Source organism: Nocardia sp. NPDC005978 (assembly GCF_040614455.1).
Classification (GTDB): Bacteria; Actinomycetota; Actinomycetes; order Mycobacteriales; family Mycobacteriaceae; genus Nocardia.
This window is the reverse complement of sequence record NZ_JBEXUS010000002.1, coordinates 70,471-93,887: the sequence shown is the minus strand read 5'-3', so window position 1 is coordinate 93,887 and position 23,417 is coordinate 70,471. Positions and strand designations below refer to the sequence as shown.

The 23,417-nt window shown below is 69.6% G+C and carries 25 protein-coding genes; 6 read left to right on the top strand and 19 right to left on the bottom strand.

What is annotated here, in order from left to right; genetic code table 11:
- The 3 genes from ABZ319_RS01500 to ABZ319_RS01490 all read right to left on the bottom strand — a co-directional run bounded on the left by ABZ319_RS01500 (position 1) and on the right by ABZ319_RS01490 (position 4,010).
- A complete protein-coding gene (locus ABZ319_RS01500) occupies positions 1-1,257 on the bottom strand; it encodes an amidohydrolase family protein (RefSeq protein WP_354984316.1) in 1,257 nt (418 codons plus the stop codon).
- A 135-nt stretch (positions 1,258-1,392) separates the two neighbouring features.
- A complete protein-coding gene (locus ABZ319_RS01495) occupies positions 1,393-2,832 on the bottom strand; it encodes a FadD3 family acyl-CoA ligase (protein ID WP_354984315.1) in 1,440 nt (479 codons plus the stop codon).
- Positions 2,829-4,010 (bottom strand): amidohydrolase family protein, encoded by a 1,182-nt coding sequence (locus ABZ319_RS01490; protein WP_354984314.1) that lies wholly within the window; start codon positions 4,008-4,010, stop codon positions 2,829-2,831. The genes ABZ319_RS01495 and ABZ319_RS01490 overlap by 4 nt, the downstream gene beginning before the upstream one ends.
- Before the next feature lie 257 nt (positions 4,011-4,267).
- Between ABZ319_RS01490 and ABZ319_RS01485 the strand changes: the two genes are divergently transcribed.
- From ABZ319_RS01485 to ABZ319_RS01475, 3 genes are all read left to right on the top strand, one after another.
- A complete protein-coding gene (locus ABZ319_RS01485) occupies positions 4,268-4,828 on the top strand; it encodes a hypothetical protein (RefSeq protein ID WP_354984313.1) in 561 nt (186 codons plus the stop codon).
- Positions 4,829-4,945: 117 nt separating this feature from the next.
- Positions 4,946-6,223 carry a cytochrome P450 gene (locus ABZ319_RS01480; protein WP_354984312.1) on the top strand — a complete coding sequence of 426 codons (1,278 nt, stop codon included), beginning with the start codon at positions 4,946-4,948 and terminating at the stop codon, positions 6,221-6,223.
- Positions 6,224-6,273: 50 nt separating this feature from the next.
- The gene (locus tag ABZ319_RS01475; protein WP_354984311.1) at positions 6,274-7,110 is read left to right on the top strand and encodes a mycofactocin-coupled SDR family oxidoreductase; all 837 of its coding nucleotides are present in this window, start codon (positions 6,274-6,276) and stop codon (positions 7,108-7,110) included.
- A 93-nt stretch (positions 7,111-7,203) separates the two neighbouring features.
- Here the strand turns inward: ABZ319_RS01475 and ABZ319_RS01470 are convergent, their stop codons facing one another.
- The 8 genes from ABZ319_RS01470 to mftA form a co-directional block, all read right to left on the bottom strand.
- A complete protein-coding gene (locus tag ABZ319_RS01470; protein WP_354984310.1) occupies positions 7,204-7,713 on the bottom strand; it encodes a DoxX family protein in 510 nt (169 codons plus the stop codon).
- A 127-nt stretch (positions 7,714-7,840) separates the two neighbouring features.
- Entirely contained in the window at positions 7,841-8,587 is a 747-nt protein-coding gene (gene mftE / locus ABZ319_RS01465; RefSeq protein WP_354984309.1) for a mycofactocin biosynthesis peptidyl-dipeptidase MftE, read from the bottom strand.
- A 187-nt stretch (positions 8,588-8,774) separates the two neighbouring features.
- Positions 8,775-10,097 carry a mycofactocin biosynthesis glycosyltransferase MftF gene (gene mftF / locus ABZ319_RS01460; protein WP_354984308.1) on the bottom strand — a complete coding sequence of 441 codons (1,323 nt, stop codon included), beginning with the start codon at positions 10,095-10,097 and terminating at the stop codon, positions 8,775-8,777.
- Entirely contained in the window at positions 10,094-10,885 is a 792-nt protein-coding gene (locus ABZ319_RS01455; RefSeq protein ID WP_354984307.1) for a mycofactocin-coupled SDR family oxidoreductase, read from the bottom strand. Before ABZ319_RS01455 ends, mftF begins: the two co-directional genes overlap by 4 nt.
- Positions 10,885-12,057: a pre-mycofactocin synthase MftD gene (gene mftD, locus ABZ319_RS01450; RefSeq protein ID WP_354984306.1), complete on the bottom strand. Its 1,173-nt coding sequence runs from the start codon at positions 12,055-12,057 to the stop codon at positions 10,885-10,887. Before mftD ends, ABZ319_RS01455 begins: the two co-directional genes overlap by 1 nt.
- Positions 12,058-12,087: 30 nt before the next feature.
- On the bottom strand, positions 12,088-13,269 hold the full coding sequence (mftC, locus tag ABZ319_RS01445) for a mycofactocin radical SAM maturase (protein ID WP_354984305.1): 1,182 nt from the start codon (positions 13,267-13,269) through the stop codon (positions 12,088-12,090).
- 20 nt (positions 13,270-13,289) lie between these two features.
- A complete protein-coding gene (gene mftB, locus ABZ319_RS01440) occupies positions 13,290-13,580 on the bottom strand; it encodes a mycofactocin biosynthesis chaperone MftB (RefSeq protein WP_354984304.1) in 291 nt (96 codons plus the stop codon).
- Positions 13,570-13,677 (bottom strand): mycofactocin precursor MftA, encoded by a 108-nt coding sequence (gene mftA, locus ABZ319_RS01435; protein ID WP_354984303.1) that lies wholly within the window; start codon positions 13,675-13,677, stop codon positions 13,570-13,572. The genes mftB and mftA overlap by 11 nt, the downstream gene beginning before the upstream one ends.
- 74 nt (positions 13,678-13,751) lie before the next feature.
- Here mftA and mftR point away from each other — a divergent pair, with 74 nt between their 5' ends.
- Both mftR and ABZ319_RS01425 read left to right on the top strand, forming a co-directional pair.
- Entirely contained in the window at positions 13,752-14,363 is a 612-nt protein-coding gene (gene mftR / locus ABZ319_RS01430) for a mycofactocin system transcriptional regulator (RefSeq protein WP_354984302.1), read from the top strand.
- A 129-nt stretch (positions 14,364-14,492) separates the two neighbouring features.
- A complete protein-coding gene (locus ABZ319_RS01425; RefSeq protein WP_354984301.1) occupies positions 14,493-14,927 on the top strand; it encodes a GH-E family nuclease in 435 nt (144 codons plus the stop codon).
- Between the two features lie 88 nt (positions 14,928-15,015).
- Here the strand turns inward: ABZ319_RS01425 and ABZ319_RS01420 are convergent, their stop codons facing one another.
- From ABZ319_RS01420 to ABZ319_RS01390, 7 genes are all read right to left on the bottom strand, one after another.
- Positions 15,016-16,416 (bottom strand): amidohydrolase family protein, encoded by a 1,401-nt coding sequence (locus tag ABZ319_RS01420; protein ID WP_354984300.1) that lies wholly within the window; start codon positions 16,414-16,416, stop codon positions 15,016-15,018.
- The gene (locus tag ABZ319_RS01415; RefSeq protein WP_354984299.1) at positions 16,413-16,547 is read right to left on the bottom strand and encodes a hypothetical protein; all 135 of its coding nucleotides are present in this window, start codon (positions 16,545-16,547) and stop codon (positions 16,413-16,415) included. Before ABZ319_RS01415 ends, ABZ319_RS01420 begins: the two co-directional genes overlap by 4 nt.
- Entirely contained in the window at positions 16,544-17,743 is a 1,200-nt protein-coding gene (locus ABZ319_RS01410) for a CoA transferase (protein ID WP_354984298.1), read from the bottom strand. Before ABZ319_RS01410 ends, ABZ319_RS01415 begins: the two co-directional genes overlap by 4 nt.
- Positions 17,744-18,252: 509 nt before the next feature.
- Positions 18,253-19,284: an enoyl-CoA hydratase/isomerase family protein gene (locus tag ABZ319_RS01405; protein ID WP_354984297.1), complete on the bottom strand. Its 1,032-nt coding sequence runs from the start codon at positions 19,282-19,284 to the stop codon at positions 18,253-18,255.
- The gene (locus ABZ319_RS01400) at positions 19,281-19,859 is read right to left on the bottom strand and encodes a helix-turn-helix domain-containing protein (protein ID WP_354984296.1); all 579 of its coding nucleotides are present in this window, start codon (positions 19,857-19,859) and stop codon (positions 19,281-19,283) included. The genes ABZ319_RS01405 and ABZ319_RS01400 overlap by 4 nt, the downstream gene beginning before the upstream one ends.
- Before the next feature lie 496 nt (positions 19,860-20,355).
- Positions 20,356-21,489 carry a phosphotransferase gene (locus ABZ319_RS01395; protein WP_354984295.1) on the bottom strand — a complete coding sequence of 378 codons (1,134 nt, stop codon included), beginning with the start codon at positions 21,487-21,489 and terminating at the stop codon, positions 20,356-20,358.
- 51 nt (positions 21,490-21,540) lie between these two features.
- Positions 21,541-21,987, bottom strand: a complete 447-nt coding sequence (locus ABZ319_RS01390; protein ID WP_354984294.1) for a hypothetical protein — start codon at positions 21,985-21,987, stop codon at positions 21,541-21,543.
- 188 nt (positions 21,988-22,175) lie between these two features.
- Here ABZ319_RS01390 and ABZ319_RS01385 point away from each other — a divergent pair, with 188 nt between their 5' ends.
- Entirely contained in the window at positions 22,176-22,985 is an 810-nt protein-coding gene (locus tag ABZ319_RS01385) for an NAD(P)-dependent oxidoreductase (protein WP_354984293.1), read from the top strand.
- An 8-nt stretch (positions 22,986-22,993) separates the two neighbouring features.
- On the opposite strand, the gene ABZ319_RS01380 is transcribed toward ABZ319_RS01385, so the two are convergent.
- Entirely contained in the window at positions 22,994-23,380 is a 387-nt protein-coding gene (locus ABZ319_RS01380) for a DUF427 domain-containing protein (protein WP_354984292.1), read from the bottom strand.
- Positions 23,381-23,417: the final 37 nt, after the last annotated feature.

The following is a 23,417-nucleotide window of genomic DNA, read 5'->3' as shown; positions in this document are numbered from 1 at the left end:
TCAGTGTGTGCGCCGGGCGAAGGCCTCGGCGTATTCGCGGCGGGACTTGGTGGAGGTGTCGACGTCGGCGGCCTTGGCCCGCAGCGCGCCGACGGTCGCCTGCTCCTTGGGGATGTGAGCGAAGGGGTCGAAACCGGTGAAGCGCAACGCGTTCTGCCAGGTGATCTTGTCGATGTCGGTGTCGTCGGCGCCGGCGGCCTCGAGCTCCTCGAGCACGAACTCCGGTGCGTTGGGCCAGATCGAATCCGAATGCGGGTAGTCGCATTCCCAGGCGATGTTCTCGATGCCGATCTCGTGCCGGAACTTCAGCGAGGTCCGGTCGGTCACGTAGCAGGCCAGCACGTGCTCGCGGAACACCTCGCTGGGCATCTTGCCGCCGAAGTCACGGCGCAGCCAGCGCTGGTTGGTGTAGTGCCGGTCCGAGCGGTCCAGGAAGAAGGGGATCCACCCGACACCGCCCTCGGACAGCGCCACCTTCAACTTCGGGAAGGTGCGAAAAGCCGGTCCCCACAGCAGATCCTGGGCCGCGATCAGCGAAATGCTGGGCGCCAGCACCATGAGATTGTCGATGGGCGCGTTCGGCGCCAGGCGCAGCACGCCGAAACCCTGCCCGATGTGCAGGTTCATCACCATGTCGTGGTCCGACAGGGCCGCGAAAACCGGTGACCAGTAATCGATGTCGTGGTAGCTGGGCAGGCCGTCGATGTGCGGCAGTTCGGGCATGGTGACCGAGAAACAGCCCTTGGCCGCCACCCGCTCGATCTCGGCGACCGCGAGCGCGGGATCCCAGGTCGGCAGGATCGCGATCGGAATGAACCGGCCCGGATATGCGCCGGCCCAATCCTCGATGTGCCAGTCGTTGTACGCCGAGATCATCGCCACCGTGATCTCGTCCTGGCCGCCGCGACTCAGGTGCCCGGCGCTGAACCCGGCGAAGGTCGGAAAACACATGGAGGACAGCACGCCGTTGACGTCCATGTCGCGCACCCGGTCGTGCACATCCCAAACGGCGGGCCGCATCTCGGCGTAGCCCGCCGGATCGCGGCCCCACTCCTCGGGCGGCCAGGACACCACGGCGTTGAGCCCGGCCACCCCGGTCGGGCGGTCCCGGTAGATCCAGCGGTCGACCCCGGTCTCGTCGACCACGACCTTGGGCGCGAGATCGGCCCATTTCTTGGGGACGTGGCCGTCGAACATGTCGAGCGGTTCGACCACGTGGTCGTCGATGCTCACCAGGATCATGTCGTCGATGTTCACGGGCTTCCTCGCTGTTCCTGAGGGGCCGGACCCGGTCCGGCGCGATGGAGAGTGGAGATCTCTATTCAAGAGAATCACACTCTCGTCTGGGTTGAAGATACACCGGGCCGGTGGTCCGGGTCACATTCGGGCGGTTCAGTCGCCGGCGGGCAGCCGGTCCTTCATCACCTTCCCGGTGGCGTTCAGCGGCAACTCCGGCAGGAACCGCACCGACCGCGGAACCTTGTAGCCCGCCATGCGATCTCGGCTCCAGGAAATCAATTCCGCTTCCGAGACATGCTTTTTCGCGACCACGAAGGCCATGCCGATCTGCCCCAGCCGGTCATCGGGCACCCCGATGACCGCCGCCTGCGCCACGGCGGGATGCTCGAGCAGGAAGCCCTCGATCTCGGCCGGATAGGCGTTGAAGCCGCCGACGATGAACATGTCCTTCTTGCGGCCGATGATCCGCAGCCGGCCGCCGTCGTCGAGTTCGCCCAGATCGCCGGTGTGCAGCCAGCCGTCGGGGTCGACGGCCGCGGCGGTGGCGCGCGGATCGTCCAGGTACCCCTGCATGACGCTGTAGCCGCGCACCAGCACCTCGCCGTCCTCGGCGATCCGCACCTCGACCCCGTCGCACGGCCGCCCGACGGTGGCGGCGATCTGCTCGAAGGTGTCCCCGGGCCGGGACGCGGTCGCGGTGCCCGCCTCGGTCAGGCCGTAGCCGGTCATGATGGTCTCGAAGGGCAGTTCCTCGCGGATGCGCCGGATCAGTTCCACCGGAATGTCGGCCGCGCCGGTCACCGCGGCCCGTAGCGAGGAAAGATCGTGCGCGCCACGGGCTTGCAGCAGTGAGTGATAGAGCGTGGGCGGCCCGGGCAGCATGGTCACCCGTTCCCGCGCCACCAGGTCCAGGACCCGGTCGACCTCGAACACCGGCACCGGCAGCATGGTCGCGCCCCGGATGAGGGAGGCGACGATGCCCGCCTTGTAGCCGAAAGTGTGGAAGAACGGATTCACCATCAGGTAGCGGTCACCGGCCCGCAGGTCCGCCAGATCGCACCATTCCGCGTACAACCGCAGCGTCTGACGATGATTCATCATGACGCCCTTGGGTTTTCCGGTGGTGCCGGAGGTGAACACGATGTCGGCGATCGCGTCGCCGTCCACCTCGCGCTCGAAGGGCTTTCCGCCGGACAGGAATCCGGATTTCAGATCGATCACCGGAACCCCGCCCGGGGCGGTGTAGTCCGCACCCAGGAAACCCTGCTGCGCCAGCACCATTCGCGCGCCGCTGCGCGCGATGACATCGGCCGCCTCGGCGGCTTTGAACCGGGTGTTGACCGGCACCAGTACCCCGCCCGCGGTCACCAGTCCACCGGCGGCGATGATCCATTCCGCCGAGTTGGGAGCCCAGACCGCGACCCGGTCGCCGGCTCGGACCCCGGCCTCGGCGAAAGCCCCGGCGGCGCGGCGGACCCGGTCGGCGAGTTCGGTGAAGCTCAGACGCAGATCGCCGTCGACAACGGCCTCCGCGTCGCCGAAGCGCGTCGCCGCCGCCGCGAACAGCTGCGGCAGGGTCTCCCGGTCGCTCATACCGACAGCAGCCGTGCGAGATTGCCGCCCATGATCAGCTTCTGGTGTTCGAGCGGCATGTCCTTGATCTCGTCGACGTAGCGGGCGGGCTGGGCCAGCCCCTCGGGGTGCGGGTAGTCCGACCCGAACAGCACCCGTTCCACGCCGATCAGGTCCGCGAGCGCGGCCAGATCCTCTTCCCAGAACGGGCTCACGTGCACGCTGTTCTTGATGGCCGCCACCGGATCCTGGAACCCGAAGCCCTCGGGCGCCTTCTTGTACACGTCCGCGAGCCCCTCGAGCAGTGGCGGCAGCCAGCTCGCGCCGTTCTCGATGACCGCGATCTTGAGCTCCGGGAACCGCAGCAGCGCACCGTGACACACCCAGGAGGCGACGGCGTCCTGAATGGGCCGCCACTCGTTGAGCATGCGGTAGGTGTTGGTCTGGAAGGGCAGCATCTCGTCGCGGTTGCCCTCCCAATCCGCGGAGTACTTGGCGTAGCCGCTGTCCGAGGAATGCATGGTGACCAGCACGTCCAGCTCCACCACCCGCTTCCAGAACGGGTCGAACTCCGGCAGGGCGAACGAGCGCGAGCCGCCGAGCCCGGGTACCGGCGCGGGCCGCACCAGGATGGCCTTGGCGCCGCGCTCGACGCACCACTCGAGCTCCTCGATCGCCTTGTCCACGATGGGCAGGCTGACCACCGGAACGGTGAAGATCCGCTCCTTGTAGTTGAAGGACCAGGTCTCGTGCAGCCACTGGTTGAGCGAGTGGACCACCGCGTGGATGAGCTCGGGGTTGTCGCTCATGCGCTCTTCGATGAGGCTGGCGAGGGTCGGAAACATCAGGGTGCGATGGATGTTCAGCTCGTCCATCAATTCCAGCCGGGGCGCGGGCTCGCGGAAGGCCGGGGTGGATTTGATCGCGGCGCCGAAGATCTCGCGCCGGCTCTTGCCCTCGGGGTTGCCGTTCTTGAAGTACTCCTCCATCGCGCCGGGCCGGGCCACGACCTCGAAGGTGGGGTTCGGGATGTAATCGCTGATCTGCCCACGCACCGCGATCTTGGTGCGGCCGTTGACCTCGACGTACTGGATGGCGTTGGCGTACTTCTCCGGGAGGTACTTGGTCAGCGCCTCCTTGGTCTCGTACAGGTGGTTGTCGGCGTCGAAGAGTTGGTACGGCAGCTCCGGCTTACCCATGAGATCCTCCTTGTCGAATTGTGAGAATGATATTCTCGCAAACGTGCGCCGACAACCCTCGCGGGTGGCGGGCCGGACGGGAGTGCGGCGGTGCGGGAGTCGGGCGTGGGCGTCCGGGCGCGGGATCGGCATCCCGCTGCTGCGGCTGTCGTTTGTGTGTATCGTGAGATCGATCTCACAGAAAAAGAGAATCTCGTTTCCGTGGCGCAGGTGGGTACCTCGACGGGTAGCGCGATTCCATCAGGGAGGGAGCCCCGATGGCCGGGCAGTCCGCCGTTTCCAGCGATCTCGACTCCGATATGCCGGGGGCGCTTCCGCTCTCGGGCTGGCGGGCCAAGACCCGCCGCCGCCCGATGCGATATCGGGTGGTCGTGGTCGCTCCCCGGGCGGCCGACGTGGTGCGGTACGCCGGTGGCTGGCTCTTCGATCACGCCTCGGCGGGGTGGGAGGTGAGCGTGCTGCTCGCGAACCGCGAGGATGATCGGCCGCTGGAGATCCTGGGTGCTACCAGCATGGATCTCGCTCCGGCCCTGGCGCTTTCGGAGCCGGAGATCTGGCCGGATGTCATCGCGGTGACCGTCGAGGCGTATCTGGCCGACGCCCGGGTGCGCACCGGCGTGCTGTCCTGTCTCGACAGCGGCAACGCCCGGGTTCTGGTGTGGGGCTCGGACCTGCCGGGTGAGCTGGCGGGCCGGCTGCACCCGGCCGAGCATCGGGTGAGCATGGCCGCGCAGGCGTTCAAGTCGTGTGCGCTGCGCGCCGCCGGATGTCCGGGGGAGGCGGCGGAGCCGACGGAAGCGATGCTGGTCGGCCACTGATCGTCCGCGTGGAATTCCGGTGATGGCCCATGTCTATGGGAGAACGCTATTCTCGTGAGAGAAGATCGCAATTATCATTCAGAGTGAATTCTCTAACCACGGCAGGAGCTGTCCAGGATGACTGACTTCGACACGGTCGACTACTTCACGGACCAGGCGCTGGTGCCGAATCCGCACCCGTACTACGACCACCTGCGCTCGAAGTGCCCGGTGACCGGGCTGCCGCACCACGGGGTCGTGGCGGTCACCGGGTACGAGGAGACCGCCGAGGCGATGCGCAACGGGGACGCCCTGTCCTCGGTTATCGCGGTCGGCGGACCATTTCCGCCGCTGCCGTTCGAAGTCGAAGGCGACGATCTGGGTGCGCTCATCGCCGAGCACCGGCACAAGATGCCCATGTACGAGCACATGGTGACCATGGATCCGCCGGATCACACCGCTGCCCGTTCGCTGCTCAACCGCCTGCTCACCCCGGCGCGGCTGAAGGAGAACGAGGAGTTCATGTGGCGGCTCGCCGACGCCCAGCTCGATGAATTCGTCGCCGACGGGGCCTGCGATTTCCTGGCCGCGTACGCGAAGCCGTTCTCGCTGTTGGTGGTTGCCGACGTGCTCGGCGTTCCGGAGGAGGACCATCAGCAGTTCCGGGTGGTGCTGGGCGCCGAGCGCCCGGGCGCGCGCGTCGGCGCGCTCGACGACGACATCGTCTCCAGCAACCCGCTCGAGTTCCTCGACGAGAAGTTCAGCGCCTACATCTCCGACCGGCGCGCGAATCCGCGCGATGACGTGCTGACCCAGCTGGCGCTGGCCAAGTATCCGGACGGGTCCACCCCCGAGGTCATCGACGTGGTGCGTTCGGCGACGTTCTTGTTCGCCGCCGGGCAGGAGACCACCGCCAAGCTGCTCACCTCCGCGCTGCGATTCCTGTGCGACACACCGGGTTTGCAGGAGGAGCTGCGCGCCGATCGCAGCAAGATCCCGGTCTTCATCGAGGAGACCCTGCGGATGGAGGCTCCCGTGAAGAGCCTGTTCCGGCTGGCCAAGCAGACCACCCAACTCGGTGAGACCGAGGTGCCGATCGGGACCACCCTCATGCTGTGCCCCGGCGCGGCGAACCGCGACCCGCGGCGCTTCGAGGACCCGCACGACTTCCGCCTCGATCGCCCGAACTCCCGTGAGCACATGGCTTTCGGGCGCGGGGTGCACACCTGCCCGGGCGGCCCGCTCGCGCGGGTCGAGGGCCGGGTGTCGATGGAACGCATCCTCGATCGGATGCTCGACATCCGCATCGACGAGAACGAGCACGGCCCGCTCGAGGCGCGGCGCTACGACTACGAGCCCACCTACATCTTGCGCGGGCTACAGAAACTGCAGCTCGAGTTCACCCCCAAGTCCTGAGTTCCGCACTCGGGCACGCCGATTCGGCGAACCAACGAATTGAGGTAGTGATGACCGGACGGGTCGAAGGAAAGGTCGCATTCATCACGGGTGCGGCCCGCGGTCAGGGCCGCGCACACGCGGTGCGCCTGGCGCAGGAAGGCGCCGACATCATCGCGATCGACGTCTGTAAGCAGTTGGACAACGTGCCGTTCGCGATGTCCACCCCGGAGGATCTGGCCACCACCGCGGAACTGGTCAAGGGCCACGGCCGCCGGGTGGTCACCGCCGAGGTGGACGTGCGCGACTACGAAGCGATGAAAGCCGCGGTGGACAGCGGCGTCGAGCAGCTGGGGCGGCTGGATATCGTCGTGGCCAACGCCGGCATCGGCAACGAGGGCGGCCTGCTGACCGACCTGAAGGAAGAGCTGTGGGACGACATGATCGGGGTCAACCTCGGTGGCGTCTGGAAGACAGTGAAAGCCGCTGTCCCGCACATCGTCTCGGGTGAGCGCGGCGGCTCGATCATTCTCACCAGCTCGGTCGGCGGTCTCAAGGCCTACCCGAACGTCGGGCACTACGTGGCCGCCAAGCACGGCGTCGTGGGCCTGATGCGCACCTTCGCGGTGGAACTCGGCCACCACTCGATCCGCGTGAACTCGGTGCACCCCACCCACGTGAACACCCCCATGGTCATGAACGAGGGCACCTACAAGCTCTTCCGCCCCGACCTGGAGAGCCCCGGCCCCGCCGACCTCGAGCCGATCTGCCGGATGTTCCACACCCTGCCCGTCCCGTGGATGGAGCCGGAGGACATCAGCAACGCGGTCCTGTTCCTGGCCTCGGACGAGGCCCGCTACATCACCGGCGTACCGCTGCCGATCGACGCGGGCAGCATGCTGAAGTAGTAGATGCCCCAGCGCCTTTCGGCGCCGGTACAGCCTTTCGGCGTCAGCGGAGTTCTCCGCTGACGCCGTGGCAGTTACCGGTCGGTGCGTGGATCAGCTCGCCGGGGCGGCGGCGGGCACCGGACGCCAGAAGACCGCGAGCAGCGCGGCGGTGGCCGCTACCGCCGCACCGAGGGCGAGGCCACCGCCCGCCCAGCCGGTGATCTCGATGTCGGCCGCGCGGTCGAGGGAGATGCGGCCGGGACCCAGCAGGGCCAGGGACAGGGCCGTGACGCCCAGGGCCAGAACGTATTCGTAGCCCTCCTTGAAGACGAAGAAGCCGTTCGGGCGGTGGGCCAGCAGGCCCGCGACCAGCATGATCGAGATCGTGGCGGCGCAGGCCAGCGGCGTGAACAGGCCCAGGACCAGCAGGATTCCCGCGCCGATCTCGGTGATGACGCTGAGCCAGGCCTGCAGGACGCCGTTGCGGAGGCCGAGGCCGGTGAACCAGCGGGCGGTACCGGCGATCTTGCCACCGCCTATCCAGTGGTTGACGCCGTGGGCGATCATGATCGCGCCCAGGACCAGTCGGATCAGCAGCGTGGCAGCGTCTACGGGGTGCATGGATTTCCTTTCGGGCCGGTGCGGCCTCGAATCATTGTGGGGGACAGCATGGTCGGAGTTGACTCACCCGTGCCGGGCCGGTTCGTTCACCTGGTCCAGCTGGGTGTTCTCGTTGGCTCTGGCTTGTTCATAGGGGTAGAGCAGGTGTCTCCGCAGGGGTTGGAACGTCGGTTGCGGTGGCAGCACGGGGGAAGTGCCGTCCCACCCGTTCGGCGAGTGCGGTCGCCCAGGTTTCGAGCAGGCGTTCGCCGTCCTCGGCATTGGCCCGGGTCGGGTCGCCGAGCACGCCGTTGGCGCTGACCGCCGCGACGCCGTGCTGTCGTAGCTGGTCGATGATCTCGCCGAGCGGGCGGGTCTCACCGGGCTCGAGCCGTTCCATGGCAACGGATTCGGGGCGCAGGCGCAGCATGACCGAGGTTTCGGCGTGCCCGGCGTGACTGTCGTCCGGGTTGCCCGTCGGTGACCAGGCCAGCACGTGGCGGCCTTCGTACCGCAGTATCCGGGCGGCCGCGTGCAGCGGTTCGAGGTTGCCGCCGTGGCCGTTGACGAGGATGACGCCCGCGAATTCGTCCGCGGAGCGCACCAGTTCGACCAGCAGCACGCGCAGCGCGTGGCGGCCGATCGACAGCGTGCCGGGGAATCCCGCGTGCTCACCACTCGAGCCATACGGAATGGCGGGCGCGACAACGACATCCGGGACGCGTGCGGCCAGCCGTCGGCACAGCTCGACCGCGACGGCGGTGTCCGTGTCGAGGGGCAGGTGGGGTCCGTGCTGTTCGGTGGCCCCCACCGGAACGGCGAGCAGGACGCGGGGCCGCGCGCCGAGTTCGGGGGAGCGGTGCCGCACGAGGTCGACGGGGGGCGAGTCGTTCATCGGCGGATCCGATCTGGGGTGAGGCCCGCCCGCGGTCCGCACGCCGGTCCGCGGTTCGCCCGCCCACCGAGGTTGCGAGCGAATTCATTGACCGGCAACAGGATCCGGCCGTTGCGCTCGATGGTCGCGAGTGTGCGGGCCGGACGTGGCCGTACCCGATTCACGGGCGAGGAGGTGGCCGGGTCGTTCATCGGCGGGACCTGCGTGTGAAGCGTGCCATGCGGGGCAGCATCGGGCGCCACGTGCCGGTCCGGGCGCAGCCGGCCCAGACGCCGAGGGCGTACGCGGCGTCATCGGCCAGTCGCAGGGCCGGATCGGTTCCCTCCGCGGCGGATTCGAGGGCGGCGACGGCGCAGGCGATCCGCAGGACGGTGCGCCCGCGCGGGCTCCACAGCAGCAGCGGCCACCAGGTGCGCCGCGTGGCCGCAGCCAATTGCCGTGCGAGGGTGAGTTGCCCGGTCGCCACCAGTTCCGCGGCGATCGGCATCGGCACGCCGCCGCGGCGCAGCGTGCGCAGGGCCATGGCGGCGGACACGAGGCTCGGCGCGAGCGCGGCCGCCGGGAATCCACACATCGCGAGCCCGAACTGGGCCAGCGTGGCGGGGGTCAGGATCGCGGGCGCGAGCATCTCCGGGTGTCGCGCCGATAGTGGCGCGGCGGATGTGCCGTAGTCGAAGCGCTGGCGTAGGAACGGGATCAGGCTCGCGCGCGGCTCGTGGTGCACGATCGAGTCCGGCTGGTAGCGCACCGTATGGCCCGCCGCCACCAGCCGCCACACCAGATCGACGTCCTCGCCGAAGCGCAGGCGCTCGTCGAAGCCGCCGACCGCGCGCAGCGCGTCCACGCGCACGACCAGCGCCGCGGACGGGACGTAGCGCACGTGGCTGTCGGGGCGGACCGTCGCGGGGCGCTCACCCATGTCCAGTGCGGACCGGCGCGATTCGTAGCGTCCGATCGGACCGTCGGGCAGGCTGCGTACCCGCGGGGCCACCGCGGCGACAGCGGGATCCTCGAACAGCGGGACCACGGTGTCGAGCCAATCGGGGGCCGGGATCGTATCGGAGTCCAGAAAGGCCACCAGTGCGGTCTCGACACCGTGTACTCCGGTGTTCCGCGCTGCCGCCGGCCCCCGGGAGACGCGGTGCCGGGCGGTCGCGTCCGGGAGCGGAATTCGTGATCCGTCGTCGACGATGACACATCGGCAGTCGCCGACCGTGGTGGAGGTCAGTCGCGCGAGTCCCGCCGCGTTGTCCCGAACCGGGATGACGATCGTGACCGAGTGCCGCGCAAAACGATTCGGTTCGGGCGTCGGATGCACGATGCCAGCGTCGAGCAGCCGCCGAGCCAGCACGGTATGCGCCGGATCGTCGCTCACGCCGTGACCGGCGAGCCAGCTGTCCAGCACCCGCGCGCCGGACGCTCCCAGCCGCATCAGTCGCGGGGGTGATCCGCCGAGCAATCCGCGACCGTCCGCGAACCGGCGGCCACGTGAATCCAGCAGCACCCTCATGGCACGAAACCTCCATCGGCGTGCACGACGGTGCCCGTGATGCACGGTGATTCGGCCGCGCACAGCCAGGCCACCACTTCGGCGACCTCGTCGGGCTCGAGGATTCGGCCGAGCAGTTGATGAGCGGCGAACGCCTCGACATCGTCCAGGTCGTAGATGCGGGCCGATTCGGCCAGCAGCGCCGTGCGCGTGCAGCCCGGCGATACCGCGACCGCGCTGATCCCGGTGCCGCGCAGATCGTTCGCGAGCCCTTTGATCAGTCCCACGACCGCGTGTTTGGCCGCGTTGTAGCCGGCCAGCCGCCACATGCCGTGATGTCCGGCCGCCGAAGCGAGTGCGACGAAACGCCCGGTGCCCGTGCCGTTCCCGCCCAGCATCGCGGGAATGGCGGCCCGGGCCAGGTTCGCCACCCCGTGCACGCCGATGTCGAACATGGCGGTGAAGTCCACGGCCCGGGTTTCCCACAGCGGCACACCGCCGCCGGTGATGACCCCGGCCGCGGCGACGGCGGCGTCGAGTCGCCCGAAGCGTTCCCCGGCCAGCCGCACCGCACCGTCCAGTGCGTCCTGATCGCGGACGTCGGCCGTCACCGGCGCCACCGAATCGGCGTATTCGTTTGCCAGCGAACGCAGTTCACCGGCGGTAGCGAGCGAATACGGCACCCCGGGGTCATCGGCGCAGCGGTCGACGGCGACGACGCGCCAACCGGCGGCCGCGAGCCGGCGGACGGTCGCCGCCCCGATGCCGCGGGCCGCGCCGGTCACCACGGCGACGGGGGCGGTGTCCATCACAGACCCCGGGTGAACCCGTCCGGCACGAGCACGTCGGCGGGGCTCAGCTCGTGAATGCTGCTGTGCCCGAGCCCGTACAGCGTGGAATCGATGCCCTGGCGCAGGACTTCGAGCACGTTGTGGACCCCGCGTTCACCGCCGGCGGCCATGCCCCACAGGTAGGGGCGCCCGATCATCACCGCCTGCGCGCCCAGCGCCAGCGCCTTGACCACGTCACTGCCGCGCCGGACACCGCCGTCGAGCAGGATTTCCACCTGTCCGCCAACGGTGTTGACGATGCTGGGCAGCAGGCGGATCGCGGCGGGGGTGGAGTCGAGATTGTTGCCGCCGTGGTTGGACACCGAGATGGCGGTCGCGCCGATATCCACGGCCCGTTTCGCGTCATCGGGTCGTGAGATGCCTTTGATGAGAAACGGACCGTCCCATTGACTGCGCAGCCAGGCCAGATCGTCCCAGGTGGGCGGCGGCGTGCCCATCCATTGGCCGTACGCGCCGAAGAAGGTCGGACCCGTCTCGCCGCGCCCGACCAGGTTGGGCGTGCTCAGATCCGGCAGTTTGCCCGAGCGCGCGAATCGCCACAGCCAGCCCGGCCGCGCCAGCACCTGGGGCGCGAACTTCACCGCCGTCTTCACGTCCACCTTTTCGGGCAGGGCGGGGCTGCCCCAATCGCGGGCGGTGGCGAAAATCCAGTCCAGGGTGACGATGACGCCCTTGGCACCGGCCTCGCGGGCCCGCTCCAGGCGCGCGACCATGTCCTCGCGACTGCCCAGCCAGTAGACCTGGAAGAAGGTCTTCTCGTTGGCGGCCACGACCTCTTCGATGGGTTTGGAGCCGAACGAGGAGAGCCCGAGCGCGGTGCCGGACTGCGCCGTACCGCGCGCGACGCCGATCTCACCCGCCGGATCGACCGCCTGCACGCCGGTGGGCGAGCAGATCACCGGCAGCGAAATCTGCTGTCCCAGCACGGTGGTGGACAGATCGCGGGTCGCGGGCAGATCCGCGATGTGCGGGCGCATGCCGATTTCGGCGAACGCCGCGGAGTTGTCGTCGAGGGTGACCCCGGCCTCGGACCCGGCCAGCAGGGCCAGGTAAACCGATTTGGGGACGCGCTTCTTGGCGCGGCGCTGGGCCTCGGCGACGGATTCGAACCAGTCGCTGGTGCTTGCCATCTCGTGAATGTCCTTCTCTGATTACGCGATTCAGCGCATACCCGCGAGCGGGCTGGTGTCGCAGGCGCGATCGGGAACGGTTGCCCGGGCGAGCGTCGGAATCCCGAGCGTCACCGCGGATTTCCGAGTTCGGGTGCGGGAGTGGTCCTTGTCCGGCGACGGTCGCGCTCCGGCGGCCGCGAGGCCGTGCTCGGCGTTTCCGCGGACGCACTCCGGATCGGGGCCGTCCAGGGGCAGGCCGGTGAAGAATTTGGCGGCCATGCAGCCGCCGCGGCAGGCGTCGAAAGCCGAGCACTGCGTGCACGCCCCGGCGGACTGGGGTTCGCGCAGCGAGGTGAACAGTGACGAACCGCGCCAGACGGTTTCGAAGCCGCCGGTATCGCGGACGTTTCCGGCCAGGAACTCCTGGTGGATCGCGAACGGGCAGGCGTAGACATCCCCGACCGGGTCGATCAGGCACACCACGCGCCCCGCACCGCACAGGTTCAACCCCGGCAGCGCGGTGTCGCCCAGCGCGTTGAGGTGGAAGAACGAGTCGCCGGTGAGCACCTGTTCGCCGTTGGCGACCAGCCAGTCGTAGATGGTCAGCTGCTGCTCGGCGGTGGGGTGCAGCTCCGGCCAGACGTCCGCGCCGCGTCCGGACGGCCGCAGGCGCGTGATGCGCAGCTGCGCGCCGAAATGGTCCGCGATGGCCTTGAACTCGTCGAGCTGGCCGACGTTGTGCCGGGTCATGACGACCGAGAGCTTGAATCCGGTCTTGCCGGCGTCGGCCAGGTTCTGCATCGCCGTCCACGCCGTCGCGAAGGACCCCGTACCCCGGACAGCGTCGTTGACCTCGGCGGTCGCGCCGTCCAGGGAGATCTGGACGTCGACGTAGTCGCTGGCGGCGAGCATGCGGGCGCGCTCGGCGGTGAGCCGGATGCCGTTGGTGGAGAACTTGACTCCTACCCCGTGGTCCACGGCGTAGTCGATGAGTTCCCAGAAGTCCGAGCGCACGGTGGGTTCGCCGCCGCCGATGTTGACGTAGAACACCTGCATTCGCTGCAGTTCGTCGATGACGGCCTTGCATTCCTCGGTGCTCAGCTCCCGGGGGTCCCGGCGGCCGGAGGACGAAAGGCAGTGTGTGCACGCCAGATTGCAGGCGTAGGTCAGCTCCCAGGTCAGGCAGATGGGGGAGTTGAGTCCGTGTTCGAAATGTTCGACCAGTTTCATGATTGCTCCCGGTTCGGGGCTCAGCCGGCGTGGCGGGGCGCGATGGCGCCGGAGGCGGCCAGTCCGGCCAGGGCCCCCAGATAGCGCGGGTGATCGGCCGCGGGAACCCCGGCGGCGACCAGGGTGGCGTGCACGTCGGGCTGGTGTTCGAGCGACTCGACCACCCGCACGAGCAGCGGGGTCTTCAGGAAGGACAGCTTGCGGGTCGCGTAGTCGTAGACCAGCGCGCCGAAGGGCTCGGGTCGCAGCGACACCGATTCGGCCAGCCGATGCGGCAGGGCCGGATCGAAGGCCGCGAGCTCAGTAGACACCGCACATGCCGTCGATCGAGACCTCTTCCACGAGCAGGTCTTCTTCGATGAGCACGCCGTCGTCGGCAGCGGGCGATTCGTTCGAATTGGTGAACATGACTCTCCTCAGAAGAGAATGATATTTCCTGTCACGGACAGCATAATGGCACCGGGTGCCGAAAAGGAAGGCCGATGACCGTGAATTCAGCCGCCGCGCAGTCGAGTTCGGCCGGTCCGGGGCGGCGGCGCTCGACCACCGCCCACGCGCTCGAGCGCGCTGCGTTCGAACTCTTCGATCGCCACGGCTTCGAGGCGACGACGGTCGGGGACATCGCGACCGCGGCGGGCATCGGCCGGCGGACGTTCTTCCGCTACTTCGATTCCAAGAACGATGTGGTCTGGGGCGATTTCGACGCGCACCTGCGCACGATGCGCGAGCGGTTCGCGAGGGTGCCCGCCGGCGAGCCGCCGCTGGACGCGCTGCGCACGGTCGTGGTGGAGTTCAACCGGTTCGATCCGGCGCAGATCCCCTGGCACCGCGATCGAATGCGCCTGATCCTCGGCGTTCCCGCGCTCCAGGCGCACGCGGCGCTGCGTTACCACGCCTGGCGCACCGTGGTGGCCGATTTCGCCGCCGAGCGACTGGGCGTCCCGGCCTCGGATCTGGTGCCCGGCGCACTCGCGCACGCCGCCCTCGGCGTGGCCATCGCCGCCTACGAATACTGGCTCGCCGACGACACCCGGGAGCTGCCCGGAATTCTGGACGAGGCGTTCCGAAACCTGGCCGCGGGCTTCCGGTTGTAGGAAGGCGGGCGGTCCACGCCTCGATCGGGTCGAAATCGGCCCGAATGATGTTGTGGCGCAAGTATCATGGGCACTCGGTGGGAACGCGCGCACCCACCCTTCTAGATACTCTTCAGAAGGGGCGGGCCGATGAAGGCTAGCTACCAGTATCAGATCGCGCTGCCGGAAAACATCGAGTTCGATGTCACCTGGGTTGCGGACGGCGCGGTCGTGCAGTCCGAGGTGGACACCTACGTCAACAAGCTGCCGAAGCCGGCGTGGTACACCGATCCCGGTCAACTGCGCGCTAACCGCGACACCCGGATCTTCATGCTCAGCCACCGCAAATTCCAGGCGGTGGCGGACCCGTGGAATCCGCAGCGGCAGTTGCGGATCTACCAGTGCGAGACCTGCGGCAACGGATGCACCGAGAGCGGCATCGAACTGGGCCACGTCCAGAAGTGGCGCGACCATCTCAAGGCCGCGGCCGTGGCCACCCCCGCCGAAGCCAAGGCGGCGTACAACAACCTGAACAACCTGCGGCTGGAATGCCGTTCCTGCAACGCCAGTCACGATTGGGAGTAGCTCGAACCACGGTCGGGACCGGGGGATTCCGATGGGTTCGGGCAGGGCCACCTGAGCGGGACTGCGGCAGGGGCGCGGCGGCGTTCGATCAGCGGCGCGCATCGTGCCACCGGCCCTCGATCATGACGCCGCGCACCAGCGCGCTGTCGAGCTTGTCGAGGGCGATCGCCAGTGGCTCCTCGAGCAGGCAGAGGTCGGCGCGGGCGCCGGGTGTGACCGTTCGCGCGGGGCCGCCCGGATCATCCGGGGCGCAGAGGTATCCGGCCAGCGCGGTTCTCGCGTCCACCCGCTCGGTCACGCCCAGAACGTGCCCCGTGCACGTCGAGCGGTCCACCGCCGCACGCATGTTCGCCCAGGGATCGAGCGGGCCGTGCGGTGCGTCGCTCGACAGCGCCACCGGAACGCCCGCGCACAGCAGTCCCGCGTGCGGATACAGGTGCGCGAGATCGTCCGGATCGACCTCGCGCAGGTAGTCGTCGCCGCGTGCGCGCAGGAAGCCCGGCTGGGTGACCACCCGCAGGCCGAGGTCCGAGATCCGCTGTGCCACATCGGCGGGCACCACCGCGGCGTGTTCGATGCGATCGCCCGGCCGGGTCCCCACCTCGGCGAGGACCGCCAGGGTCAACAGCAGGGAGACGCGGGTGACACAGTGCACCGCGACCGGCCTGCCCGACAGGTGTGCGGCCGCCACGGTGGCGGCGAGGCGGTCGTAGTCGGGCAGATCATGGTCGCGCAGCAGCAGTTTGCGCGGGCCGACGGTGAATCCCGTGCCCGCGCCGAGGTCGGCGCCGAGCAGCGTCAGCCGCTGCGGCAGTGCGCCGTCGGCTCGAGCGGCGGCGAGGATCGCGACGGCGGTCGTGTCCAGATCCGGTGTCGCGTCGGTGACCCCGGTGATTCCTGCCCGGACGAGAGCCCGGCCGAGCGGGCGCAACTCGGGCGGATCATCGGGCAGGGCCGCGCGCAACCGGCCGTCGTAGCGCCACAGCCGGCCCGTCGGCTCGCCGGCGGCATCTCGCTCCACGTCGGCGGAATCGTCGAGCACGCTCGATATCCGTTGCAGCGCAAGCGAGTTGAGCATCCACAGCGCGCCGCTGCGGTGCTGTATCCGCACCGGGCGATCCGCGCACAGCCGGTCCACGACATGCCGGTCGAGGGTTCCGGCGACCGACTCGTGGTAGCCGACGCCGCGCACCCAGCCCTGCCCGTCGTGCTGTCGCAGGGCCGCGCGCAATTCGCGCAGTCCGCGCACAGCGCCGGGACCGCACTCCACCGATCGCGACGCGGCCGCCATGGCGAGCAGATGCAGGTGGTGGTCGTGCAGTCCCGGCAGCAGCGCCCCGCCCGCACCGTCGATCACCTCGCCGCCGTCGCCCCGCCGCGTGCGCCCGACCGCCACCACGCGGCCATCGCGCACCAGCACGTCCGTGTGTTCGCCCGCCACCTCTACATCACGAAAAACGGTGCGCCGTGGCACCTGTGCCGCGCTCACCGCGTCACCTGGGCGACACTGTGCCGCTGGAAGCCGAGCGTTCCGGCATGCTCACCGATCACCTCGACCCTCCCGTTGGTGCTGTCGCCACCGAGCTCTCGCGGCCGGTCCGGTGTCGCGGTCGCGTTCATCGCTCGATCACCTCGAGCCCGAACCCGGCGTTGTCCGCGCCGAGTGGCCCGGCCGGGGCCGGCGCACGGCGTGCTCGTGGTGCGGCGACCGGGTAGGAACCCGCGGCCGAATCGACCCACCAGCCCTGTCCGGTCCGGCGGATGGAGTGCTCTTCGACGGCGCCCGTGGCCGTTTCGGCCGCCAGATGCAGCATGGACACATCGATCAGCCGGGCGTTGTCCGCCAGCAGCGCCGCCGACGCCGCTGCCGCCGCGCACACCCCGGTCAACGGGTCCGCGATGGCGTCCCCGCAGGGCAGGACCGCGTCTCGATCCCGGATGACCAGTCCGGCGGCGGCCGCGACATCGTCGCCGAATCCGATGGCGTCGCTCGCACGGCCGTGCGCGGTGATCGACAGCCAGGAAGTGCCCCGTGCCGCACACTCGGCGGCGTCGATGCCGAGCTGGCGCAGCGCGCGGGGGCGTGAACTCTCGAGCACCAGATCCGCGTCGGTGATGAGGCCGTGCAGCAGGTCGAGGTCACGCGATTCGCGAAAGTCCAAGCCGACCATGGTATGTCCGTGGTGCAGCAGGTCGAAGAAGCCCGCAGCGCCCCTCCGCGAGCCGTCCGGGCGGGTGCGGCTCTCGATCTTGATAATGCGAGCCCCGCCCAGCCCGAGCAGATGCGCGCACAGCGGGCCGGCCCACAGCGCGGTCAGATCGACCACTACGGGGTGGGTGCGGCGATGGGTACGCCGGCCGTACTCGGTGAACGATATCCCGGGGCGGGAGTGGCGTTCGGGTGTGGGCACAGCCGCTCCGGCCAGCCCGAGCAGCCGCACTCGCGCCGCGGCGTCCACGGTCGAGGTCCTGCGCGCCCACCGGGCCACCGAGCCCCACGTATCACCCTGGTGCAAAGGACCTTCGACCAAGGCGGGAAGCAGCTCGACATCCTCGGCGCGCGGGAGCGAAAGGCCCACGTGCCCGTCCGCGGTACCCAGCACGCGAAAGGCGCCTCCACACGACTCGGGACCACGCCGACCCAGACCCGCGAGTGCCGCCCGTTCCCCGAGCAGCTCGACCCCGGGCAGTTCCGGCCACACTCCGGTCCGCTCCCGGGTCAAATGCCCCGTCCGCGCCAGCTCCCGCGCGACCCGTGCCGCCGGGTCCCCGGGGGCGGCGAGCGGCGGCCCGCCCGCGCGCCCGGTGAGAGCCATGGCCCCCGACTCCGCCCACGCCCGCAGCGGCGATGACGGGGTCGTATCCGCCGAAGAGATCCGCCCGGGGAGCCCGGCGATCGTCCGCGACGATTCGGGGAACTCGGCCCCGTTCTCTCTGCGCTCATGCCGCACAAGCGTTCCGACCGCCGGCATCCGCTTCTCGCCCTCGGGTGCCTGCGTGCCGGCCGCTGGGAGCTGCGTATCGGCTTCTGGTCCAGGTGTTCCGGCCGCCGGAGGCTGCGTCTCGGCCTCAGGTGCCTGGGTATCGGCCGCCGGCGGCCGGGTATCGGCGTCCGGCCCAAGTGTTTCGGCCCCGGGCGCGCAGGCTCCGGTCGCTGGCGGGTGCGTACCGGCCCCTGGCACCTGCGTTCCGGCCGTCCGGACCGGTCTATCGGGCGACTGCGCCCCCGGCGGTGGAGTGGTTGCCGCCGTGGTGGACGCTGTCGGCGGGAGATCTGGGGCGGGCGTTCGGCGTTCGTCCCGGCCCGATTTCGCACCGTGCTCGGTCATGACCGCCCCGCTTCGGCGTCGATCAATCCCCAGTCCAGTGCGGTCCGCGTGTCGATGGGTCGGCCGGTGAGGGCCAGGAACGCGGTGCGCCACCGGCCGATTCGGCGGGTGATGCCGACCGTTCCGCCCGCACCGGGCACCAGTCCCATGGAGAGTTCGGGCAGCCGGAAGTACGCGTCGGCGCTCGCTGCTACGTGCGCGGCGAAGGATGGCACCTCGATGCCGGCCCCGATGCACGCGCCGTGCAGGACCGCGTGCATTCGCGGCCCGAGGCGATGCACTGCCTGGGCCGCGCCGCGTCCCAGCCGGATCAGGTGCGCCGCCGAGACATCGGACGCCGACCCGAACTCGTCGAGATCGCCGCCGCTGCAGAAGGATCGGCCGTTGCCGCGCAGCAGCACCCGCTCGATGGAGGAATCGTATTCGGCCACCGCCAGCGCCTCGATCAGGCCGTCGCGGACCGCGTGCCCGAACGCGTTGTGGCGCTGCGGCATGTTCAGGCTCACCGTCAGGGTGTCGCCGCTGCGCTCGAGCAACACCGGGTCCGCCGCGTCCGGCACCGGGCGGCGCGGGCGGCCCGCGCGCCACGCGGCGAATTCCGGTCCGGCCAGCAGCATCGAATAGGCCAGCGATTCGGCGGTCAGGCCGTCGGCGACGCCGGCCCGCGCGGTCAGCGCAAGCAGGCCCGCGAGGGTGATCGCCGCGCGGGGCGCGGCGTCGACGGTGGCGACGATCGCCGCGAGATCGGCGTCGGTCCCGGCGACCCAGTAGCGGCCGGGACCGTCCGGGGCGAGGGTGCAGGTGAACTCCGACAACAGGGTTCGCGCGGCCTCGGGGAGCGGGCGGTGCGCGAGTCCCACCACGACCACACCGGGCTGCCGCCGCAGCGCGGCCGCCGCCGCGTCGGCGTACTGCCACTGCTCGCGATCGAGATCCACCACGACCAGTGGGGTGCGGGGAATTCCCTCCGGGGTGAGGGTGAGCGCGGCCGCGCCCTCGGCGATCTCGGCCGGGCCGAGGAGTTTCACGACGGTTCGAGCGGGAGCCGGGCCGTGAAGGCCGCGCCGAACAGGGCCCGGGCTTCGTCCGCGACGAGTGCGCTCTGGGTCCGATGGCCGCATTTGCCGAGCGCGAGGGCGAGCATGGCGGCGGCGAGCATGACGTGCTCGGCGGTCAGGTGGGGGCCGAGTTGCCCGGCGGCCCGGGCGCGTTCGTAGATGCGGGTGACGGTCCTGCGGATCCGATCGTCGAGGCGGGCCACGCGCGGATCGGAGCGGTGGGTCATCAGCAGTTCGGTGAGCGCGGCCGCGGAGGTGGCGGCCTTGGCCACCACGTCGAGCAGATCGTCGAGCGTGCCGTTGCGACGCGAATCGAACTGTTCGAACGCGGCGATGTCGGAGTCGAAGACCGCGACCGCGAGCTCGATGCGGTCGGGGAAGTGGCGATACATGGTGCCGTGCCCCACGCCCGCGCGTTTGGCGATCTCGTTGAGAGAAGCGCCGAAACCTATCTCGGAGAACGCTTCTCGTGCGGCTCTGAGCAGAGCCTGGCGATTGGCGGGCGCGACGGCCGGGCCGCCACCGCTGCGGTATCGACTCGACACGGGCATCAGCGTAGTACCGTGAGGACCAATCCGGACGATACTGTCCGGATTGGTTCGACGGCCACCGGCGACGCTGCCGATGCTCGGGGGGTGGTTGGCGACGAAGGGACGCAACCACCCCCCGAGGGTCCCGGTGGGGCGGCAAACCGGGACGCCGCCGCCATGCCGGCGTCCGGCGCGCTCTGCAGGAAGAGCGGGTCCGGAACTGGTTGCGGGGCCGGCACGGGCGGCGAGTTCCGAAGAACTCGGCGCAACCGGACAATGCTGTCCGGTTGTCTGTGAGTCTGCTGCACGAAGTGCCGTGGCGTCAAGACCGAATCCATGATCGGCCCATGCGGCGCCTGGAGCGGGATGGTCACGGCGGGCTCCGATCTCGGCCGGGCGGCCGGTGATCCGGCCAGGCGAAACAGCTCAACTGTCAGTCTTACAGTTCGAGTAACGATACGCGTCTCAGGCGATCTTGGACAGGGTGGAAATCGTCGTCTCGCCGAGGCCACTACAGGAGGCTGCTCAATAGATCGAATCCGTCGTGCGCCTCGACCGCGGCCACCGCGCGTTCCACGCCCACCCGCGAGACGGCCAGGGGTTGCATCCGGTCCCCGGCTTCAGCGGTACACACCGCGGCGAGGAACAGTTCGGTGGTGGCCGCGCGGTATCCGGTCCACAGCCGGTCCGGGTCCACCGCGACCCCGCCCGCGGCCAGCCCATCCGCGTACCGCCCGACCAGCTCCCGCTCGGTCCGGCGCAACAGCTCGGGTTCGACCGAGGCGCAGGCGAAGTAGGCGACATCGCGGATGCCGGCCCCCGCGCGGGCGATCTGCCAGTCCAGCAGACCCGGCTCGGCGCCCACGAAGAAGAGATTGCCCAGGTGCGGGTCGCCGTGCGTCAGGGTGTGCGGCTGGGCCGCCCAGAACGCGTCGATCTCGTCGTCGCGCTCGTAGAACATCCGGCACTGCTTCTTGATATGCGCGGGGATCAGATCCGCGGTGTGGCCCTTGATGTCGCGCAGGAAGGCACGGCGAATGAGGTTGCCCAGCCGGATCTCGGCGGTGGTCCGCCGGGCCAGCGGGGCCAGATCGGTGTCGAAGCGGGCCGACTCCCAATACGTCGAGTGGAGTCCGGCCAGCGCGTCCACCACGGCGAATGCCTCGGTCTCGTCGAGTGATTCGCGCACCGTCCGGAATCGGGCGGCTCCGGAGAGGTCCTCCAGGATCAGGACGCTGCCGCGCTCGGCCGCGTCGATGCCGCCGAAGTGACAGCGCGGCACCCGCACCGGCGGCCGATCGCCCAGCGCCCGGTAGGCGAGAACTTCGCGCACGCCGAGCCCGAACAGGTTCAGCAGCACGTGCTGGGAGAAATCCCGCGGCGCCAGCTTTACGAACAGGGTCCGCGCGGTCGTGCCCGCCTCCCCGTCGATGGCGATGCGCACTCGCGCGGCCGTACCGGAATCCGCGTCGAGCACCCGGAATCCGCGAATCATGTCCGCGCCCTGGCCGAGTGCGGAGCGCAACCACTCGGTCGTCAATTCCTCCGCCCGGCGCGGGAGCCTGCCCCGGCCGCGGGTCCGCTCCAGTCCGGTGCGGATCGTCTCCCGCGCGATGCCGGCCAGGCCCAGTGTGGCATTCAACATCTACGATTCATCCTGCGTGTTCGGTTCCGGCGGGGGAGTGCGCATCGCCGCTCAGGCGACCAGGCTGTCGGGCTCCAGCGGTGCGAAGAACGCGCTCATGCCGCTGCCGCTCAACACGTCACCCAGGGCCGCGAAATCGTAAGTCTCGGGCTGGTTTCCGGACCCGCGGCCGAGCCGTGCCAGAACCTCGTGCTGCCCGTCGGACAGCAGCTCGGCGCGCAGGCGGGCGATGTCGTAGTCGACCGCGTCGCGGTATCGCTCGACGTAGGCGCACATCAGGTGCAGGCACAGTTGCTGGGCGGGCGTGGCCGGGTACGGGTCGAGCCCCCGGGCCAGCGTGGTCCTGGTCGAGTCGAAAGTCTGCGCGACGTAGTACATGAACACCGGTCGGGGGCTGTGCAGGATCCTTGCCCGAACACCGTCGGCGAGTGCGTCCGCCGCGGCGATCAACGCCTCGCGAATACGCGGCCGGATGAGGATGGAGGTGTCGTCGCTCATGATTTCTCCCGATAGCGACCATGTGATTCGCGCCGGGTGGCCGAGAATCGGACACCCCCGCGACCATCTATGGTATTAGAAACTGTAAGACAGGCAGTTGTCCCGTTCAAGGGATTCTCGCCGCGGTCGTATCCCGGAACCCCCTGTGCCGAGCGGAGTTCCGTCATCGAACAACAGGAGTGCTGCGCATGCCCGAGGTCATCGGATTCATCGGAACGGGCCAGATGGGCGAACCGATGGCGGCCCGGTTGCTGCGCGCCGGGCACGAGGTGGTGGTGTTCGCCCGCCGCACCTCGGTGCGAGAGCGGCTGCGCGCCATGGGCGCCGAAGTCGTCGACTCGGTGGCCGAGGCCGCGGTGCGCGGGCAGATCATCGTCGTGTGCGTCTACACCGACGAACAGGTCACCGAAGTGCTGGCGGGACCGGACGGCGTGCTCGCGCATGCCGCCCGCGACGCCTTGGTCGTCTCGCACACCACCGGATCCCCGTCCACCCTCCGCGATCTCGCGGCCGCGCACCCGGACGGGCCGGTGCTGTTGGACGGTCCGGTGAGCGGTTCGCCCGTGGACATCACCGAGGGCACGCTCACCGTGCTGCTCGGCGGGCCCGCACCGGCGGTCGCCACGGTCACCACGGTGCTGGGCGCGTACGCGAACACCATCGTGCCCACCGGCGAGCTGGGCAGCGCGCTGACGGTGAAACTGCTCAACAACGCCCTGTTCGCGGCCAACGCGCAATTGGCCACCACCACCGTGCGGGTGGGCCGCGAACTCGGTATCGCCGAGGACGATCTGCTGCGCGCGCTGCTGGTGTGCAGCGGGCGCAGTCACGCCGCGAGCACCATCCATACCGCCGGGGGGAGCGCCGGTTTCGAGCGCGTGGTGGTGCGGTATCTGCGCAAGGATGTCGCGGCGTGCTTCACCGCCGCCGCGGATCTGGGCATCGAGCTGGGTCCCCTGGCGGCCGCGATCGACGGCGGGCCGTTCGAGATGCGCTGAGGGTCGGCTCATGAGGGCCGCTGCACCGCGGGAGTCGCGACGCCCACCTGCACGCTCACCCGGTTCTGATAGAAGGCCAGGTGCCCGTGCAGGATCGCGACTTCCGGGTAGGGGTCCGGGTATTCCCAGGCGATGGGCTCGCTTCCGTCGATCTCCCGCCAATATCGCGCCTCGCCCTTGAACGGGCACCGTGAGGTTCCGACCGCGGCCTCGAGCAGATCGAAGCGCACGTCCGCGGCCGGGAAATAGAAGACGATGCCGTGATCCTGTTCGGCCACCAGCAGTGCCGTGGCCGATTCGGCGAGCACCATGCCGTCCAGGGTCGCGCGGACCACGTTGCGCACGCGGCTGACGTCCACCCGGTAGTCGGGCCAATCGACGTATCCCGAATCCATCACGCCTCCCTTTCGCCGGACCGGTGTTCCCGGCCCG